A 17,582-nucleotide genomic window follows, 5' to 3' on the forward strand; every position below is an offset into this window, starting at 1 on the left:
CAAAAATTGCATATTGATCAAAATTTATAATTGTTTAGGCTTTTAGCTGGACACCAAGAGCATTTTTGGTATAGTATATTTACCCGTTTATTTGATATAAATTAGTAAAAATACTTAAAATTTTAGGACCTTTGGGTTGTTGAAAGGCGGATTTACGCATGAAAGATATTATAGCATTTGATCAATATGCAATTTTTGCAACAGGTGGAAAACAGTATCAGGCAATACCTGGAAAAACAGTTTCAATAGAAAAAATTGAGGGAAATGCCGGAGATAAAGTTGAATTTAAAGAAGTGTTATTTCGCAAAACTGGTGAAGATAAATTCGAAATAGGACAACCGTTTGTTAACGGTGCAGTTTTGCATGCTTCTATTGTAAAACAAGATAAAGGTCCCAAAGTAATAGTTTTCAGACATAAAAGACGTCATAAACAACGAACCAAAAAAGGTCATAGACAATTAATGACCATAATTAGAATTGAATCAATCTAATTATTTTTAGTGCAAATAAAATAAAAAAGAGCAGGTTTAAAACCTGCTCTTTTTTATTCTTCTTCTTTTTCTTCTGCCAGATCTGCTAACTTATCATTATTACCGGCGAATAATAATTTATCGCCTTGCTGAACTATATAATCCGGATCTATTAAATTTATTTCATCATCTACATTCACACCTATACATGAAACTTGGCGTGATTTTTTAAGATTTATGCTGGAAAGAGTTTTACCTACAAAGCTTTTTGGTGCTTCAATTTCAGTTAGTGCAAATTTTTCCGTTACTTGAAAAAATTCTATTAAAGAAAAAGCTAAATTATTTGCAAGTTTTATTCCTATATCTTGTTCAGGGAATACAACTCTGTCGGCACCAACCAGAATTAAAATATTTTCGTGAATTTTGCTTACGGCTCGTGATATAACATTTTTTACATTTAGATTTTTCTTAAGTAATGCCGTAATTAAAATTGATTGAGCAAAATCTTCCCCCATTGCAACAACTACAGTATCCATGTCTTCTATGCCAAGTGTTAAAAGAGAATCTTCGCTTGTAACTCTTAGGCAAACTGCTTGCGTCACTTTATCTCTAATTGAGGCAATTATTGTTTCGTTGCTATCAATTGCCAAAACTTCCATGCCTTGATCGGCAAGAGATGTTGCTAATTGATATCCGAAACGTCCTAAACCAATAACAGTACATTTCATAATTATCCTTATAGTTAAACTTGCATAATTTTAGTGTACGATTTTTATTTTAAAAGCCAAACGCTGGCTATAAGAATTATTGTAAATAATATTACCAATTGGTTAAAATATCGGTCAATAAAAATTTTAATTTGAGGTCCCCATATTCTAATAGACCCTGCAACTAGAAAAAATCTGGCGCCTCTGGATATTATTGAATAAAAGATAAATGGTAATAGTGATAAACCACAAAATCCGGCAGATAATGTTACTGCTTTATATGGTAATGGTGTAAAACCTGCAATTAAAACTGCCCAATTTTGATAAAGTTTATATTTTAATATTGCGGCATTAAATGCAGATTCGGATATTATCCATTTAACCAAGTTTATGCCAATGGTATCCCACATCAATTTGCCTATACCATAAGCAAAAACACCGCCCGCTACAGATGATAAAGTTGCAATGGTTGCATATTTTAATGATTTTTTACTATTTTCTACACAAAAAAGTATAAGCAATGGGTCTACAGGAATAAAAAAAATAGCTTCTATAAAAAAAAGTGCTGCAAGCCACAAGTTGGCATATTTTGAATGTACTTTTTTTCCCATCCAGTCATATATTTTTCGTATAATATTCATTAAAACTCTCTTTTTTATTTATTCAAAATATTATTTAAATAATATTCGATTTGATCTATTGAAATTCTTTCTTGTTTTAAACTATCACGATCTCGTACTGTAACTTTATTATCTTCAATACTTTCAAAATCATATGTTATGCAAACAGGTGTGCCAATTTCGTCTTGCCTTCTATATCTTTTGCCTATCGATCCGGATTCGTCAAACTGAACCCTAAAACCATTCTTTTTTAAGTGATCGTAAATTTTTATACTGTTTTCAGATAAATTTTTACTTAATGGTAAAATTGCTGCAGTAACCGGTGCAATTTTAGGGCTTAATCTTAAGCTTGTTCGTATTTCGCCTTCAACTTCATCTTCAGTATAGGCATCAAATAATAATGTTAAAAATAATCTATCTACACCAACGGAACATTCAACAACATGTGGAACAAATGATTCTTTCTTTTCATCATCAAATACGGATAAATCTTTTCCGGAAAATTTTGCATGTTGAGAAAGATCAAAGTTTGTTCTATATGCTATTCCCTCAAGTTCTTTAAAACCAAATGGAAAGTTGTATTCAACGTCTATGCAAGCTTTTGAATAGTGCGCAAGCTCATCTTGAGCATGATGTCTGGTTTTTATATTTTGCATATTTAGACCGATATTTTTGTAAAAATTTAATCTACGTTCTACCCAAAGCTCAAAGAAATTATTGGCATCTTCGCCTTTGCAAAAAAATTCCATTTCCATTTGTTCAAATTCGCGCATTCTGAATAAAAATTGCTTAGGAGTGATTTCGTTTCTAAATGCTTTACCTATCTGGGCAATTCCGAATGGAATTTTAACTTTTGTAGAACTTAAAACATTTTTAAAATTTATAAAAATTGATTGGGCTGTTTCCGGCCTTAAGTAAGCAATATTTGATTCGCTGCTAACAGCTCCAAGTTGTGTTTCAAACATTAGTTTAAATTGTCGAATGTCGGTCCATTTTTTTATACCACAAGATGGGCAAGGTTTTTCCAGATTTATATCGTCAGATCGAAATCTTTTTTTACAATTTTGGCAATCAACCAATGGATCGCTGAAGTTATCAGCGTGGCCTGAGGCTTGCCAAACCTGTTGTGCTCCCAAAATTGATCCATCCAAAAATACAATATCCTCTTTACCTCTATTTAAATCTTGAATCCATGCGTTTTTAATATTTTGTTTTAATTGTGATCCGAGTGGGCCAAAATCGTAAACGCCATTCAATCCCGAATAAATTTCGGCACTTTGATAGACAAAACCTCTGCGCTTACATAGAGACACTATTTTTTCAAGGGTTACATTTGAGGACATTTTCAAATCCTTGGTAATAAAAAAAAGGCTATAATACTAAAAAACTTTAGTAATTATAACATAATTTTTTGTTTGTTTTACCATATGATTTTATTTTATTTTTATTTATAATTAATTATTATGAACGAATTAATATTTTTTTTACACATCATATCTGTTGTAGTAGCTACGTTTTTAGCCTTAAGATTGGGTAAAAGTGCCTTAGTTGGACTTATTTGTCTTGAAACGGTGCTATCAAATCTATTTGTTTTGAAGCAAATGACGATTTTTGGATTAAATGCTACATGTGCAGATGTTTTTGTCATAGGAATAGTTTTAGGTATAAATTTGCTACAAGAATATTTTGGCATTGAGTTTTCAAAAAAAACTATAAAAATTAGCTTTTTTGCCATGTTTTTTTATCTTTTAATGTCATTTATTCACTTATCTTATATTCCAAGCCAGCATGATTGGGCTCATATTTTATTTAATGAAATCTTGCGATTTACGCCAAGGATTGTTATTGCTTCCATGTTTGCTTATTTTGTTTCTTTAAGATTTAATGCAAGCTTTTATGCCCGATTAAACGAAAAATTTGATGGAAAATATTTGGTTTTGAGAAATATTATTTCAATAATATTTACACAATTGATCGACACGATCATATTTGTTTTTGTTGGGTTGTTTGGAATAGTTGGGTCTCCGGTACAAGTTATAGTTGTCGGATTTTCTATAAAAGTATTAATTACATTCATAGCTATGCCAATTATTGGTTTTACGAAAAAATATTTGATAAAAAACTTGGATTCAAATGACTTCTAATGATTTTTTTAAGTTTGAACTTATATATAAATCTAAAAAATCCAGAGCCAGGGTTGGTCGCATTCATACTCCACATGGAATAATAGACACTCCCTGTTTTGTTGCTGTTGGAACCAATGGAACGTTAAAAGCGCTGGATAATAAAACCTTGGATGAAATGGGTTTGCAGTTAATGTTTGCAAATACATATCATTTAATTTTGCAGCCGGGTTCAAAGTTGATTGCACAAGCCGGTGGAATTCATAAATTTTCTAAAAGAAGTTTTCCTATAATTACAGACTCCGGTGGATTCCAAGTTTTTAGTCTTGCATACGGTGGAGTCGCTCAAGAACTAAAGAGTAAGGGGCAAAAAAAACATGACAGTTCAGTTATAAAAATTAACGAAGAGGGTGTTTTATTTAGATCTTACAAAGATGGTGCCAAAATTTTGCTAACACCTGAAACATCCATTCAAGCTCAAAAAGAAATTGGCGCAGATATTATTGTTAGTTTTGATGAACTTTTACCATATCATACAGATTCAAAGCAGTTATTAAAATCTTTAGATCGTACGCATAGATGGGAAAAAAGGTCTTTGGATGAACATAAAAAAAATATCAACAAGCAGGCTTTATATGCTGTTTTACATGGTGGTGTAGACAAAGACTTACGCAAAAAGAGTTGTGATAATTTATCAAAGCTTGATTTTGATGGCTTTGCAATTGGTGGTAGCGTTGGTAAAGATAGATTTGAAATGTTTGATATGTTAAAATCTTTGATGCCAAATTTACCGCAAGATAAACCTAATCACTTGTTAGGAATTGGAGATCTTGAATCTATTGCCGGAATTGTTCCTTTAGGTATTGATACATTTGATAGTTCACATCCAACTAGAGCCGCTCGTCACGGTCTATTGTTTACAAAAAATGGGTTAATGAGAGTTTTTAAAAGTGGTAATGCAAATATTCATAGTCCAATTGAAAATGGTTGTAATTGTCTTACATGTCAAAATTATTCATTATCGTATGTTTACCATTTATTTAAGTCGCATGAAATTGTTGGATTAACTTTGGCAACAATACATAATATTTATTTCATGATCAACTTAATGAAGGATTATAGACATAGGATTTTGAATGACGAAATTTAAACAAACAAAAATATTTTTATTTGTTATATATTCTTTTTTTTCGTTTAATAATATATTTGCGATGTTTGATAATTCACAAAATTTAAAAGAATCGATAAAAAAACTTGGATTAAATAATTTTAGTAAAATTTGTGCATTATTAAATAATACAGAAAAATACCCAATCAAAATTAGTGAGACTTCTATTTTTTATTCATTGGCGTCTAATGTTTATAAACTTATTTTGCAAGATTTAAACGACACTAATAAGTGGATAAATTATAATGCAGCAGATTTTTTTGAAAATTCGTGTGATTTAGCTTTAAATATTGAAATGATGGATAATATATCTCCGGATTATTTTCAATTTTATTATGCAAAAAAAATTGAGATTGATAATTTTGACGAAATTGTTTTTTTAGGGGATATTCATGGAAATTTTTTTTCTTTGATACAAATTTTTAAACAATTTCTTAATAATGTTTTCAATGAAAACCTTGAAATAATTGGCAATAGAAAAATTATTTTTTTCGGCGATTTTGTTGATAAAGGGGAGGCAAGTTTTGAAGTTTTATTTTTTATTTTCTTTTTAAAAATATTAAATCCGGATTCGGTGTTTATTTTAAAGGGTAACCATGAAGCTTACAGTATGAATATGTATTATGGATTTTTTGATGAATTGAAAAAAAAGATTGCTGAAGATGATGTTTCAACATTTTATTATAATATTTTGTCTGTCTTTAACATATTGCCTGAAGTAATATATTTAAAATTAAAAAATAAAACATATCAAATAAATCATGGTGGCTTTAATTTTAATTATGATCCAAGAGATTTACTAAATGGTGATTATGAATTTGAACTTACTGGCCCTATATATTTGAATAAAAAAGATTTCGTTTCATCTTTTTTGTGGGATGATTTGGATCCTGAATTGTCTGAAAATAATTATGTATTTGTACGTAACTGTGCATATAAATATTCTACTCTTTTGGCATTGAATCGTATGGATTTATATGAAATTGATGGATTTTTAAGAGGTCATTTTCATGGATTATTTACATCTAAAACATTTGAAAATTATGAAATTTTTTTAAAAAAAATAAATAATATTCAGGATGTTTTGAATGGAACAAGAAGTTTGCCATTGGGATTTTGCGACATTGGGCGTTATGGAAAGCCAATTTTTATTCATATAGCATGTGCTATATCCGGTTTTTATTATGAACCGTCTTATTTAAGCTTAAAAATGATTAATGGGGAACCTAAATTTCAGTTAGTTGTCTGTTAATTTTTTATAAAGTATTTTCGTCAAAACCTATTAATTGGCATTCGGCAATTGGTTTTATTTTATAATTTTTAAAAACAAGATTTTGTATCTCTTTTGCTAAATTTATAACATCTTGGCTTGTTGCTGTATCATCTGTAACTATCATATTTGCATGTTTAAATGAAATTTGAGCTCCGCCTATTTTTAAATTACCTTTTATTCCAAGTTTATCTAAATAGTAAGCGACGAAAATCATTTTTTTACCGTTAATTTCCAAACTTACTTCGTTTTCGTAAAAATTTCTAAAAAAGCTTCCACAGGTATTTGATGTTGGATATTGTCTTTGCCTGTATCTTATGATCTCATGGCTACGACCTTTAGCATATGCAGCTTCCAAATTATCACATTTTTTTAATTCAAAAGTAGCACTAACTAAAAAATAATTTTTATTTTGTAATTTAGATTGATCATAACCAAAATTAAACCAACTTTTATTTACAACAATTATTTCACCGGTTTTTGAATCTATAATTTGTGCACTAATTAAATAATCACTTAAAAATTTTTCAAAATAGTGAATATTAATATATACAGCACCTCCAATAGATCCGGGAATACAACTGAAATCTTCAATGCCAAGTAAGTTATCATCAAGACAAAAATTTATTAAATCTTGAATCTCTACCCCGGCTTGAGCTGTTACCATGTTTTCGTTTACAGTTATATTTCTGAGTTTAGGCCTTATTGTTAATCCATTAAAACCATTATCACTTATAAGCAAGTTTGCACCATCACCTAAAACAAATATTTCCAGATTATTTTTATTGGCAAAAGTTATGGCCAGTACAAATTCATGTTCGGTTTCAGGCTCACAGAAAAATTTTGAATTACCACCGGTTTTAAACCAATTTTTATCTTTTAAACTTATATTTTCCAGTATTTTCATAATTATCCTAAAAAAGCTTATAAAAAATAAGAATATTAAATTTGCCCTTTTTATACAAATTATTCAGAAATAAATCTTTTTAATTGACAATTAGAAAAGTTATTTAGTAAATTTAGGTTGAAAAATGTATTAATAGAATAAAAAGGGGTGGGCTTATGAATACTTATTTCAAAAAAATTATCATTTTGTGCGTCTTATTAAGTTCAAGATCAGTTTATTCAATAAATTCTTTAAAGTATGTTGAAATTTGTAATAAAAGATTGGCGCCACAACTTTTTTTTGAATTTACAAATTCTTTATATTTTGAAAAAAGAATAGATGCTGAAAAGATGCAGTTGGAAATATCTTTTCCGGCTATGAATATACAAGATTTTAAAGAAAAAAATGTTGTGGAATCTATAAAAAGTTTGGGCGACATTATAAAAAAAGCCGAATTGTTTTATTCACAGGCACCAAGTCCAAGAGTTGTCATATTAATAACTTTTTCAACTGATGATATTTTAATTCGCTGGAATAAACTTGAAGATCCGGCAAGATTATTAATCGATTTTTTTAAAAAAAGTGATTTACAAAAATTACAGGAACAGGGAAAACAGTTGCTTTATGCAAAAAATAAATCAAACGATTTTGATAATAAATTAATTGATTGTAAAAATTCTGAATTGCAAAAAAAAAATCGTATTTTAGTTGATGCCGGACATGGTGGACAAGATACCGGTGCGCTGGGTTTTTTTTTATTAAAAGAGAAGGAATTAACACTTGATATTGCTCGTCGTGTTCAACTTTTGTTAAAAAAAAAAGGTTTTGAAGTCTATTTAACTAGAGCCGAAGATAAATTTTTATCTTTAAAAGATAGAACGGATTTGGCAACACAATTAAAGGCAGATTTTTTTGTTTCCATTCATGCAAATGCTGTTCCAAGTGTTTCTAATGCTTCCGGTATCGAATCTTATTTTTTAAATTCAAATGATATTTTAGCTCGAGACAGGAGAGGCGGATTTCTATTTGTTTTTAATGAAAATGATGAAACTATTGCAAAACTTGCAGATATAACATTAAAAAATAATATTGATCAGTCTGAACAACTTGCTCTAAGTATTCAAAATGGAATAATCGAATATTTAAATAGCAAAAAGGTGTCGGATGTAATAGATCGAGGTATTAAACGAAATGATTTTAGAGTTTTACTGGAAAATGATATTCCAGCGGCTCTTATTGAAGTTGGGTTTATAACAAATCCAAAAGAAGCTAAAAGGTTGTCGATTACTGCTTACAGGCAACTTTTGGCAATTGGTATTTCAAAGGGTATTGAGAAATATGTTGAGACGTCGAAATAAAAATTAGGAGTAATCATGATACTATTTAGTTATCTTTTTTTATTTGCACCTATAGGTTTGCCGGGCTTAGGTACAACCAAAGCAATTTCAGGTATTTCCGGAGTTTTGCAAGTATTGGTGCATCATTTGGATTATTTTTTAACGTTTGTCTCTATTATTATAATTATCACAGCAATTCATAAAATTTATAAAATATGGGTTAAGAGATATTTTAAAAAAATAGAAATTTTATTTTATAGATTGTATTCAGAAATTTTATTGTTGGATTCTGTAAAAAGTTCCAAAATAGATTTTTCTGAAAAAGAAAGTATTGATTTAATCTTATCAAAAATTAATAGAAGCTTTTTTGTTAGAAGAGTTGGAAAAATTAATAAAGAAAGACTTGAAGATGGTCTGAAATTTATTAAATCCGGAAAGCTTGATACCAAAACATCTCTATTATTTGTGCAAAATTGGATAAAAATGTTAAATTACCTAATAGTTAATTTATAATTTTAAAATATTTAATTTTGAGGCGTTACTGCAATGCAAGACAGCGTTGGCATTTTAGGATTTGGAATTGTTGGAAAATCGGCTCTAAATTTTTTCAAAAAATTAGATAAAAATTTTAAAATAAATATATTTGATGAACGACAACTTACGCTGCAAGAGTTAAAAGATTTAGATTCTTTGGGCGTCTCTTTTTTTGATGTTTTAAATTTAACCAATTTTTTTGAACAAAGTACCAAAATTTTTGTAAGTCCGGGATTTAAATTAAAAAATTTTGATTCTTATGATCAGTCCAAATTCATTTGTGAACTTGATTTGCTTTCTGATTATTTTTCTAAAAAAACTGTAGCTATTACCGGAAGTTTGGGTAAAACTACCACAACTTCGTATCTTGCAAATTTTGCGTCTAAAATGCTCACGAAAGATAATGAAAACTTATCAACATGTGCTGCAGGAAATATTGGAAATGCAATGCTTGATTTGGTTGCTACTCAAAATAATATGGACTTGGCATTTTTAGAATTATCCAGTTTTCAATTAAAATTAAATAAAAAATTTGCGCCCGATATTGCGATATGGACAAATTTTTATTCGAATCATCTTGATTGGCACATTGATTTGAAAGATTATTTTCAATCCAAATGTCATATATTTGAATATCAAAATGAGAATCAATATTTTATTTTTCCGTCAGAATTTTTATTTGATGTTTTGTCGCCTGATATAAAAAATATATTTTTAACTAAAATTTTAAAAGCTCAAACGCAACTTTGTTGTATGTCTCAAGATTTCAATAAATCTTTTGATAATCTAATAAATTTGGGTATAAAAAAATTTAATATTTTTTCAGTATCAAATAACAATTTAATTTTTTATAAAATAATTAACAATAAAATTATTGAACAAAAAGTTTTGTTTGATATTACACATTTGCCAAATGTTAGTTTTGAAAAAAACTGGCTTACAATTTTGGCAACACTATTTTTGTTAGATTTTGACTTAAAACAACTGGAATTAATTTTTGCCAAAACCAGTAATTTTTATTCACAGGAAAATTTACAAAATCATAGACTTGAATTATTTACGAATTTTAATGAAATTGATTTTTATAATGATTCCAAATCTACCGTTTATCAATCAACTATGGAAGCTGTAGCTAAATTATCAAGAAATGAAAAACCGATAATTTTAATTTTGGGTGGATTATCAAAGGGTGTAGATCGAACTCCATTAGTAGAATTTTTGAAAAAAATAAAAAATATAAAAGCTGTTTTTTGTTTTGGTAAAGATTGTGCAAACTTTTCTTGTTATAGTTGCTATCCAACATTGGAAACTGTTATTAAAGCTGTTTTTGATATTGTAAAACCCGGAGATCAGGTTTTATTTTCACCTACCGGTTCCAGTTATGATTTATTTAAAGATTATAAGCACAGGGGAGATTCCTTTAAAAATTTGATTTTAAGTAAAAAGGGGTAAAAATATTTATGGAATACGATCATAACGAAGTAAAAAAAGATTTGAGATTCCTGTTAATTATAGTTTTGGCATTGACTTTAATAGGTTTTATTTTTATATATTCTTCCAGCTCCGTATATGCTTTTGAAAAATTTGGATCTTCATTTTATTTTATTAAAAAACAATTATTGTATTTGGTTCCGGCTATAATAAGTTTTTTTATTTTTGCCGCTGTGCCGCAAAATAGTTTAAAAAAATTTACGCCGTTATTATTTTTCTTATCATTGATTCTAACTACATTAACTTTGGTTTCAAATATGGGGCTTAAGTTGCATGGTTCATCCAGATGGTTGATTTTGGGAAATTTTAGTTTGCAACCAAGTGAATTTTTAAAATTATTTTTATTTTTATATATAGGGTATTTTATAGAAAAAAAGAAAAAAAAGGTAAAATCTTTAGTTCATAGTTATTTGCCGTTTTTAATAATTTTGGGTATTACTTTTTTAATTTTATTAAAACAACCGGATTTTGGATCGGTTATAACAATATTTTCTACAGCTTTGGTTTTGTTTTTTATAGCAAATTTTAATATGATACATCTATTTTCTACGGTTTTATTATCAATTCCTGCAATTATTTATTTAATTTATTCAAAATCATATAGGTTAAATAGAATTTTAATCTTTTTAAATCCGTGGGCCGATCCTAAAGGTAGTGGTTTTCAAATTATTCAATCACTTATAGCTATAGGATGTGGTAAATTTTGGGGCGTTGGAATTTCCAATTCTTCTCAAAAGTTTTTCTATCTTCCCATGCAACATACCGATTTCATCTTTCCAATTATTGCCGAAGAAGTTGGGTTTGTAGGTTCTTTGGTTATAATCGCTTTATATTTAATGTTTTTATATTTTGGCGTTCGAATAGCGTTAAAATTAGAATCTGATTTTGCTTTTTTTACCACCATTGGATTTGTAGTTCTTATAACCATTCAAGCTGTTATAAATTTGATGGTTTCTTGCGGTCTTTTACCCACAAAAGGGCTTGGATTACCATTTATTAGTTATGGTGGAAGTTCTCTGGTTGCAATCTTTTGTATGCTTGGTATAATTGCAAACTTTTCAAATAGAAATTAAATTATTGCTCGAATCGTTTGATTTAATAGTATTTTATCATTTTTTTGGTATTAAGTACCTGTCGGTTGTTCGATATTTTAAGTCTAGTATTCTTTTAATAGTTAAATTGAAACTTGTATTGTTTTAATACTTTATAAGTTTTGGTTTTAAAATGTGTGGTTATTTTTAGTGAATTTATAATATTGGAGGTTTTCTTATGAAAAAATCACTAAGTATACTTTTATTAATATTTGCGCTTAGTTCAAACCAAAATTCATATGCTATGAAAGTTGTATCGGAACAAAAGAATGAGCAACCCGATTTATTAAAATCAATTTGGAATGGATCGGTAGCCGGTTTTAAACTTGTTGGTAGAGGTGTGGCGGCTGTAGATAATGGACTTACTACTGTAAATAATAAGATTGATACAACAGTTAAATTTGTTAAAGATACACCTAAAAAAATTAATAATTATCTTTGGACAAAAAGATATTTGGCTTCCGCTATTCCGGCGGCTGTTATTGGCGGTGGACTTTTGTACGGAATATATTCTATTTTTCCAGGATCTTCTACTAGTAATACAAGTTTGTTAAAATACTGGCCTGCAGTAGTTAAATTGGCATTTTCGGCATATCCGTTTGCAAAGATATATAAGGGCGTTTTAAATTATATTGAAAGAAAGCATAATGAAGGCTTGACCAACGATCCAGATCATCAGTTAGCTGAAGCAAGAAAAAAACTTCGTAGCGGCAAAACACAGTTAGTTGGATTACAAATTGGAAACGTTAATCAGGCTGGTAATAATTATAACAATAAGAAACGTGAATTGGCTGAACTTGAAAAAGTTACAAAAACGCTTGATTCAGAAGTTAATAAAAAAACTATAAAACCAACATCTGAATATGTATCGGATTTAAAGAAAGTGACCGGAGCAAATACAGTAACGGTTAACTATTAATCTGATGTTTTAAAATAAACAAGAATGGCACGGGAAACCGTGCCTTTTTTGTTTGACAAATTTATCGATGCTGACATAATAAATCTCTTAAAAAGTTATATAACTATATTTGGGGCCAAGATCTTTTAGGGATTTATTATAAGATGATTAATTTTAAAAAAATATTTTTTTATTTCTTAATATTCATATCTTTTATAGAAAACATTTCTTTTGCCAAAAGTCCTGAAAATAGAAATTGTGTAAAAATAATTACAGCTGTAAGCGAAAGTAATGGCATAACCCGTTTAGCGCAGGAGCAGCAACCAAATGACACTGCGGCTTTAGATAAATTTTTGGAGCAATTTGATAATCTTGATTCAAACGAGTTTGACCCAAGTGAAATTCAAGATGATATTTTAAATAATCTTGGTAAAGAGCCGGAAAATAGTGACAATAATAACAGCGATATTTTGTCTTCAAATATGGATTTGGTAAATTTTTTCAAAAATCCTGCAGCCATGGCAGATCAATTTACCGATGAACTTAAGACTGAAGTAATGTCGACATGGCAACTTAGCGGTAATGTGATGGTTAGAATATTTAATTTAAATCCATTATTTCCAATAATTGGTTTATTAAAGGATTTAAAGCTTGTAATTCAAACTGAAGTCTTTGTAAGTGTTGCTGATAAAATTCAAGAAATAATTTTAGACCAAGCTTTTATTTTAAAAATTCAGAATAATCAATTGGACGATGCAACTAAAAAAGAGCTTAAAAATATTTTAGAATCTTTAGAAAATCTTTTGCCTGATATTAAAAATAAATTGAAAAAAGATAACTTAACTAAATTTAATAGTTTAAAAGAAATCGTAAAACTATTATCATTAGGTAAATTTCCTGAAATGTTTGACGCATTGGCTTTGTATATTAAAAATGAAAATCTAAGATTTAAAGTTGCTTTTAAAAAGGTTGTTTCGAATCTTGATAAGTTCATAAAATCAAATAAGTTGGATAAAGAAAAAGTTGAAGCGGCAATTTATTGGAAAGATCAGATATTTGAAGAGTTTAAGCCATTTGTTTTTGCAATAGACAATAAAGGTAATTTTGATTCAACTTCGTTTATGTTGGCTCAAGCCGGACCTGTAGGCGTTGCTGCAAATAAAATTTTACACGGTGCCGATGATGTTGCAAAATTTGCTCCTGCCATACTATTTTCATATGGATTTTATAAAAAGTTTTTAAATTATTATTTGCAAGATAATAAAGATAATAAAAAATATTTATTTAAATTACTTTTAGGCGATAGTGCAATAAGTTCACTTTTTTTCCCGGTATATCTTTTAAAAATAATTTCTGATGTTAGAACAGGAAAAATTGATGTTGCCAATGCATTTAAAAAAATACAATCCGATGCATTTGGGTTTTATCTTGACCCAAATTTTTTAGTTGATAAACAAAATTGGTTTATGCGAACTTTTTTCCGGGTTGGCTCTGCATATGTTTATTCTAAATATCCCAATTTAGTTTTCACATTACTTGATGATGACAAGTTTAATTTTAATTTTCCAAAAAATTCTACACACATGAAAAGTGCTGTTTGGTTTTCCATAAAAGATGGTTATATCTCTTTTGCAGATTATCTTGAACATCAAGTTTATTCTAAAGTTGACTATAAAACTTTAGAGGCAATAGAAAATAAAACACTTGGACTTATTAGTCCTAAATTAATCAGATTTGCAGTTAATACATTTGCTCCAATAGGTGTGGCTAAAGCCTTTGAAAATAATAATTTGAAAAAAGTGGCAAATATAGATAAAAATACGGTTTTTGGTCAGGAATATATACCATTAATAGATAAAGAATGGCAATTGAGTAGATACTTTTTTAACCCCATTGGAACAGGATTGGATTTTTTGAGTGGATCGGATTCGATTTACTATATTGGCAATACAAATTATGCAAAAATTACAGATAAAGAATATTGGACAAATAGATGCATGGGATACGTTTCGGTAAATATTGGTTCATATATTGGTAAAAGAATAGCTCTTGGTCTTAAAAAACAATTTAATTATATCTTATCAAGACTTGCTTTAGTATTGGCTGATGCTTTGATACATGATGTATTTGATTCAAATATTAAAAATATATTGGAGACTGAAGAACTTATTGGAAAATCCGAGTTTAAAAATTTAAGCAAACCGGATCAAAAATTATTTATAATGAAAAGTATGGTAAAAGATAATGTGCCATATCTTTTTATGAAAAATGATTTGCCTGGTGGCGACCAAATGCAACAATACTTTTTTGCATCACTTGTAAAATCCGGAACTTTTACCGAATTAGAGTTGGCTCAATTTGAAAAAGAATTTTTAAATAATGAAATTACAGATGAAAGATTAAGCTTTTTTTCAGATAGAATTATGGATTCGATTTCTTCAGCAATAGCAAAAAAATTTGGAGAAGTTTTTGGCGGAATTGCAGGCCGTAGCTTGGCTGAGAGAGCGTTTTATAAAGACGGAAAAAACATATTGCTAGCCCAATAAATTTCAAATAGAAAAGTCTTCTGGCGTTTGAGTAACATTCGTTTAATTGCGATAATAAAGTATTAAATGAAGGTTATAATTCAAAATTGCCGGGGGGGCTTTTTATGTTTTTTAAAAATACTAACAAGGTATTAATTATCTTTGTTGCCAATCTTTTTATTTTTTCAGGTGATGTTTATTCAGGTCACAAAAAACTCAAAAATAAGATAAAAAAAATAACATCTTTTCCAAAGACTATTGTTGATGCTGTAAAACATAAGGTTAACAACGAGGGTGTTGTTGATAAAGGGAATCTTTACAGATCCGGACAGTTAAGTTCTATTGATTTGGCAAAATTTATAAATAAAAATGGTATAAAAACAGTTATTAATTTAAGAGGTACAAATAAAGATCAATCTTGGTGGCAAGATGAAAAAATGGTAACTGAATCTATGAGTGTAAAATTTTGTAATATCAGAATGAGCGCCGATAAATTTCCAACCCAGAAAAAATTATCAAAACTTTTACATATGTATGACAATGCGCAAAGACCAATTCTTATTCATTGCAAATCCGGTCGAGACAGAACGGGTGAAGCCGCAGCCTTATGGGTTTTGGAAAAAATGAATGGAAGTACAAAAAAGGCTTTAAAAGAACTTTCTTTTACACAATACCAACATGTAACACCTTTGCATCCTTATAAAACAAAATTAATAAAAATTTGGCAGGGTCGTGAATGGTTTTTAAATGGCGGATATAAAAATGCTATTTCTTTAATGGGTATTGATGTTGGAAATCAGTTTTATATGCCAAAGGCGTAATGTTGTTGCCCAGAGCATACCTAGCCTTCGCATAAAGCTTCGGCGGACAGGCGCACTGGGCTACTTTATTAAATCGAAATAAGTGTGATATTTAGATTTTTAGCTAATTTTACAAATTGGTCAAAATTGGAAATAAAAGTTTTGTCCGAATGCCATGCAATAGCCTTAACTTGACCTGCTTTAATATTTTCCAAAGTTTTGGGCCCAAGGGTTGGTAGATCATATTTTTGGTTTTGATCTTTATGCGCCGTTTTACAAATTATAAGATTATCATGACCAAATTCAATAGCTTTTTTTATACAGTTATCAGTGCCTTCAATTGCCTCTACTGCAATTATCATTTTGTTTTTAACAACTACGGTTTGGCCAATATCTATTAATGAAAGTTTATCTGCTACATTAAGACCAAAATTTATATCTTCTTCAATTTCTTGCGTTAGTTTTCCACATAAAACACCGGGTTTTACAAATAAATTTTTCAAAATATCGCTTTGTTTTAAAACAGTTATTCCATAATCCTGAACCGTATTTATGATTGCTTCCATTAATGTTTGATCACTCTTTGTAGCTGCTTTTGCTAAAGTTTTTACACAAAGCCAATCCAATTTTAAATTTTTAAACAAATTACTTTTATCTACTTTGCCTATAAATAAAACTTCAGTTACAAAATTTTCTTGTAGTAAAGATAAAATTGTTCCGGCTTTATAAAATTCTTGAGAAATAATTTTTATGTTTTTTTCCAAAAGTGTTTGTTCTAAGATCTCTTTATTGTCATTTGGAAATAAACAAATCACAATAAAATTTTTATTTTGTTCTAAAAGGGCTTTGGCAGCATCTAGTGGTAATTGACCTGTGCCCGCAATGATCGCAATCATTTTACTAAACTATCCAATTTTAATGTTAATTCTAGCGCTGCAATATCGTTTTTTGCATTGTTAAGTTGTTTTCCGGATTTTATTGAATTTGCAAAATATTCTATTTCTTGTTTTAACGGATTGTCTTTAAAAACAAAAAGACGTTCTATCATAGCTTCTTGTTTATATTGTAATTGATTATTTCCAACAATTACACTGTCGCTTGTATGTCTGTGTATGAAAATATCTTGAGTTGTAAAATCCAATTTAATGAAAGCGTCCTTTTGATGAATGCACATTGTTCGTTCTTTTATCTGAGAAGCACGGCTTGAGGTTATATTTGCAAGAACTCCATTTTCAAACTTAACTTGTGCCACGGCAATATCTGCCAGATTTGATTTTATTTTTCTAGAAACTATTTCTGATGTTGATATTTTTGAATTTACTATATTTAATACCAAGTCTATATCATGTATCATCAAATCCAGAACAACGCTGTCATTTTGAACTCGCGCTGCAAAAGGCCCAATGCGATGACATTCAATAAGATAAGGATCGTTAATAATTTTTTTTAATTCTTGAACTGCACCATTAAATCTTTCAACATGTCCAATATGCAAAGCCAAATTTTTTTCTTCTGCAATTTGAAATAATTCTATAGCTTGATCAAGTGTTTTTGTTATTGGTTTTTCAACCAGCACATGTTTGTTTTTTTGCAAACAATCTTTTGCTATTTGATGATGATATTCTGTTGGCACTGCTATAATTACAGCATCAACCATATCTA

17 protein-coding genes are annotated in these 17,582 nt (G+C 29.0%); 11 read left to right on the forward strand and 6 right to left on the reverse strand.

The window, feature by feature from the left end:
• The first annotated feature begins 158 nt into the window (after nt 1-158).
• Nucleotides 159-491: a 50S ribosomal protein L21 gene (gene rplU / locus KKE07_02000; protein ID MBU4269631.1), complete on the forward strand. Its 333-nt coding sequence runs from the start codon at nt 159-161 to the stop codon at nt 489-491.
• Nucleotides 492-544: 53 nt separating this feature from the next.
• Here rplU and KKE07_02005 read toward each other — a convergent pair whose 3' ends face one another.
• The 3 genes from KKE07_02005 to KKE07_02015 are packed head-to-tail and all read right to left on the reverse strand — an operon-like array spanning nt 545 to nt 3,140.
• Entirely contained in the window at nt 545-1,198 is a 654-nt protein-coding gene (locus KKE07_02005; GenBank protein MBU4269632.1) for a TrkA family potassium uptake protein, read from the reverse strand.
• Between the two features lie 44 nt (nt 1,199-1,242).
• On the reverse strand, nt 1,243-1,818 hold the full coding sequence (locus tag KKE07_02010) for a DedA family protein (protein ID MBU4269633.1): 576 nt from the start codon (nt 1,816-1,818) through the stop codon (nt 1,243-1,245).
• Nucleotides 1,819-1,832: 14 nt separating this feature from the next.
• Nucleotides 1,833-3,140: a glycine--tRNA ligase gene (locus KKE07_02015; protein MBU4269634.1), complete on the reverse strand. Its 1,308-nt coding sequence runs from the start codon at nt 3,138-3,140 to the stop codon at nt 1,833-1,835.
• A 120-nt stretch (nt 3,141-3,260) separates the two neighbouring features.
• Here KKE07_02015 and KKE07_02020 point away from each other — a divergent pair, with 120 nt between their 5' ends.
• The 3 genes from KKE07_02020 to KKE07_02030 are packed head-to-tail and all read left to right on the forward strand — an operon-like array spanning nt 3,261 to nt 6,340.
• Nucleotides 3,261-3,941, forward strand: coding sequence for a queuosine precursor transporter (locus KKE07_02020; protein ID MBU4269635.1), 681 nt, complete (start codon nt 3,261-3,263; stop codon nt 3,939-3,941).
• Nucleotides 3,931-5,070, forward strand: a complete 1,140-nt coding sequence (locus tag KKE07_02025) for a tRNA-guanosine(34) transglycosylase (GenBank protein MBU4269636.1) — start codon at nt 3,931-3,933, stop codon at nt 5,068-5,070. Before KKE07_02020 ends, KKE07_02025 begins: the two co-directional genes overlap by 11 nt.
• A complete protein-coding gene (locus KKE07_02030) occupies nt 5,057-6,340 on the forward strand; it encodes a serine/threonine protein phosphatase (GenBank protein ID MBU4269637.1) in 1,284 nt (427 codons plus the stop codon). Before KKE07_02025 ends, KKE07_02030 begins: the two co-directional genes overlap by 14 nt.
• A 4-nt stretch (nt 6,341-6,344) precedes the next feature.
• On the opposite strand, the gene murB is transcribed toward KKE07_02030, so the two are convergent.
• Nucleotides 6,345-7,265, reverse strand: a complete 921-nt coding sequence (gene murB / locus KKE07_02035) for a UDP-N-acetylmuramate dehydrogenase (protein MBU4269638.1) — start codon at nt 7,263-7,265, stop codon at nt 6,345-6,347.
• Nucleotides 7,266-7,420: 155 nt separating this feature from the next.
• Here murB and KKE07_02040 point away from each other — a divergent pair, with 155 nt between their 5' ends.
• From KKE07_02040 to KKE07_02070, 7 genes are all read left to right on the forward strand, one after another.
• A complete protein-coding gene (locus KKE07_02040; protein MBU4269639.1) occupies nt 7,421-8,602 on the forward strand; it encodes an N-acetylmuramoyl-L-alanine amidase in 1,182 nt (393 codons plus the stop codon).
• A gap of 15 nt (nt 8,603-8,617) precedes the next feature.
• Nucleotides 8,618-9,094: a hypothetical protein gene (locus tag KKE07_02045; GenBank protein MBU4269640.1), complete on the forward strand. Its 477-nt coding sequence runs from the start codon at nt 8,618-8,620 to the stop codon at nt 9,092-9,094.
• Between the two features lie 33 nt (nt 9,095-9,127).
• Nucleotides 9,128-10,567 (forward strand): UDP-N-acetylmuramoyl-L-alanine--D-glutamate ligase, encoded by a 1,440-nt coding sequence (gene murD / locus KKE07_02050; protein ID MBU4269641.1) that lies wholly within the window; start codon nt 9,128-9,130, stop codon nt 10,565-10,567.
• 8 nt (nt 10,568-10,575) lie between these two features.
• Complete coding sequence (gene ftsW, locus KKE07_02055; protein MBU4269642.1) at nt 10,576-11,679, forward strand: putative lipid II flippase FtsW; 1,104 nt, start codon at nt 10,576-10,578, stop codon at nt 11,677-11,679.
• Nucleotides 11,680-11,875: 196 nt separating this feature from the next.
• Complete coding sequence (locus tag KKE07_02060) at nt 11,876-12,616, forward strand: hypothetical protein (protein MBU4269643.1); 741 nt, start codon at nt 11,876-11,878, stop codon at nt 12,614-12,616.
• A gap of 143 nt (nt 12,617-12,759) precedes the next feature.
• Entirely contained in the window at nt 12,760-15,141 is a 2,382-nt protein-coding gene (locus tag KKE07_02065) for a hypothetical protein (GenBank protein ID MBU4269644.1), read from the forward strand.
• A 104-nt stretch (nt 15,142-15,245) separates the two neighbouring features.
• Nucleotides 15,246-15,941, forward strand: a complete 696-nt coding sequence (locus KKE07_02070; GenBank protein MBU4269645.1) for a tyrosine-protein phosphatase — start codon at nt 15,246-15,248, stop codon at nt 15,939-15,941.
• 68 nt (nt 15,942-16,009) lie between these two features.
• On the opposite strand, the gene lpxI is transcribed toward KKE07_02070, so the two are convergent.
• Together lpxI and KKE07_02080 are read right to left on the reverse strand one after the other, a co-directional pair.
• The gene (gene lpxI, locus KKE07_02075; GenBank protein MBU4269646.1) at nt 16,010-16,816 is read right to left on the reverse strand and encodes a UDP-2,3-diacylglucosamine diphosphatase LpxI; all 807 of its coding nucleotides are present in this window, start codon (nt 16,814-16,816) and stop codon (nt 16,010-16,012) included.
• Nucleotides 16,813-17,582 (reverse strand): Gfo/Idh/MocA family oxidoreductase (locus KKE07_02080; protein MBU4269647.1); only part of this gene is annotated, 770 nt, incomplete at its 5' end. The genes KKE07_02080 and lpxI, both read right to left, overlap by 4 nt.

It is taken from the genome of Candidatus Dependentiae bacterium (assembly GCA_018897535.1).
Lineage (GTDB): Bacteria > Babelota > Babeliae > Babelales > UASB340 > UASB340.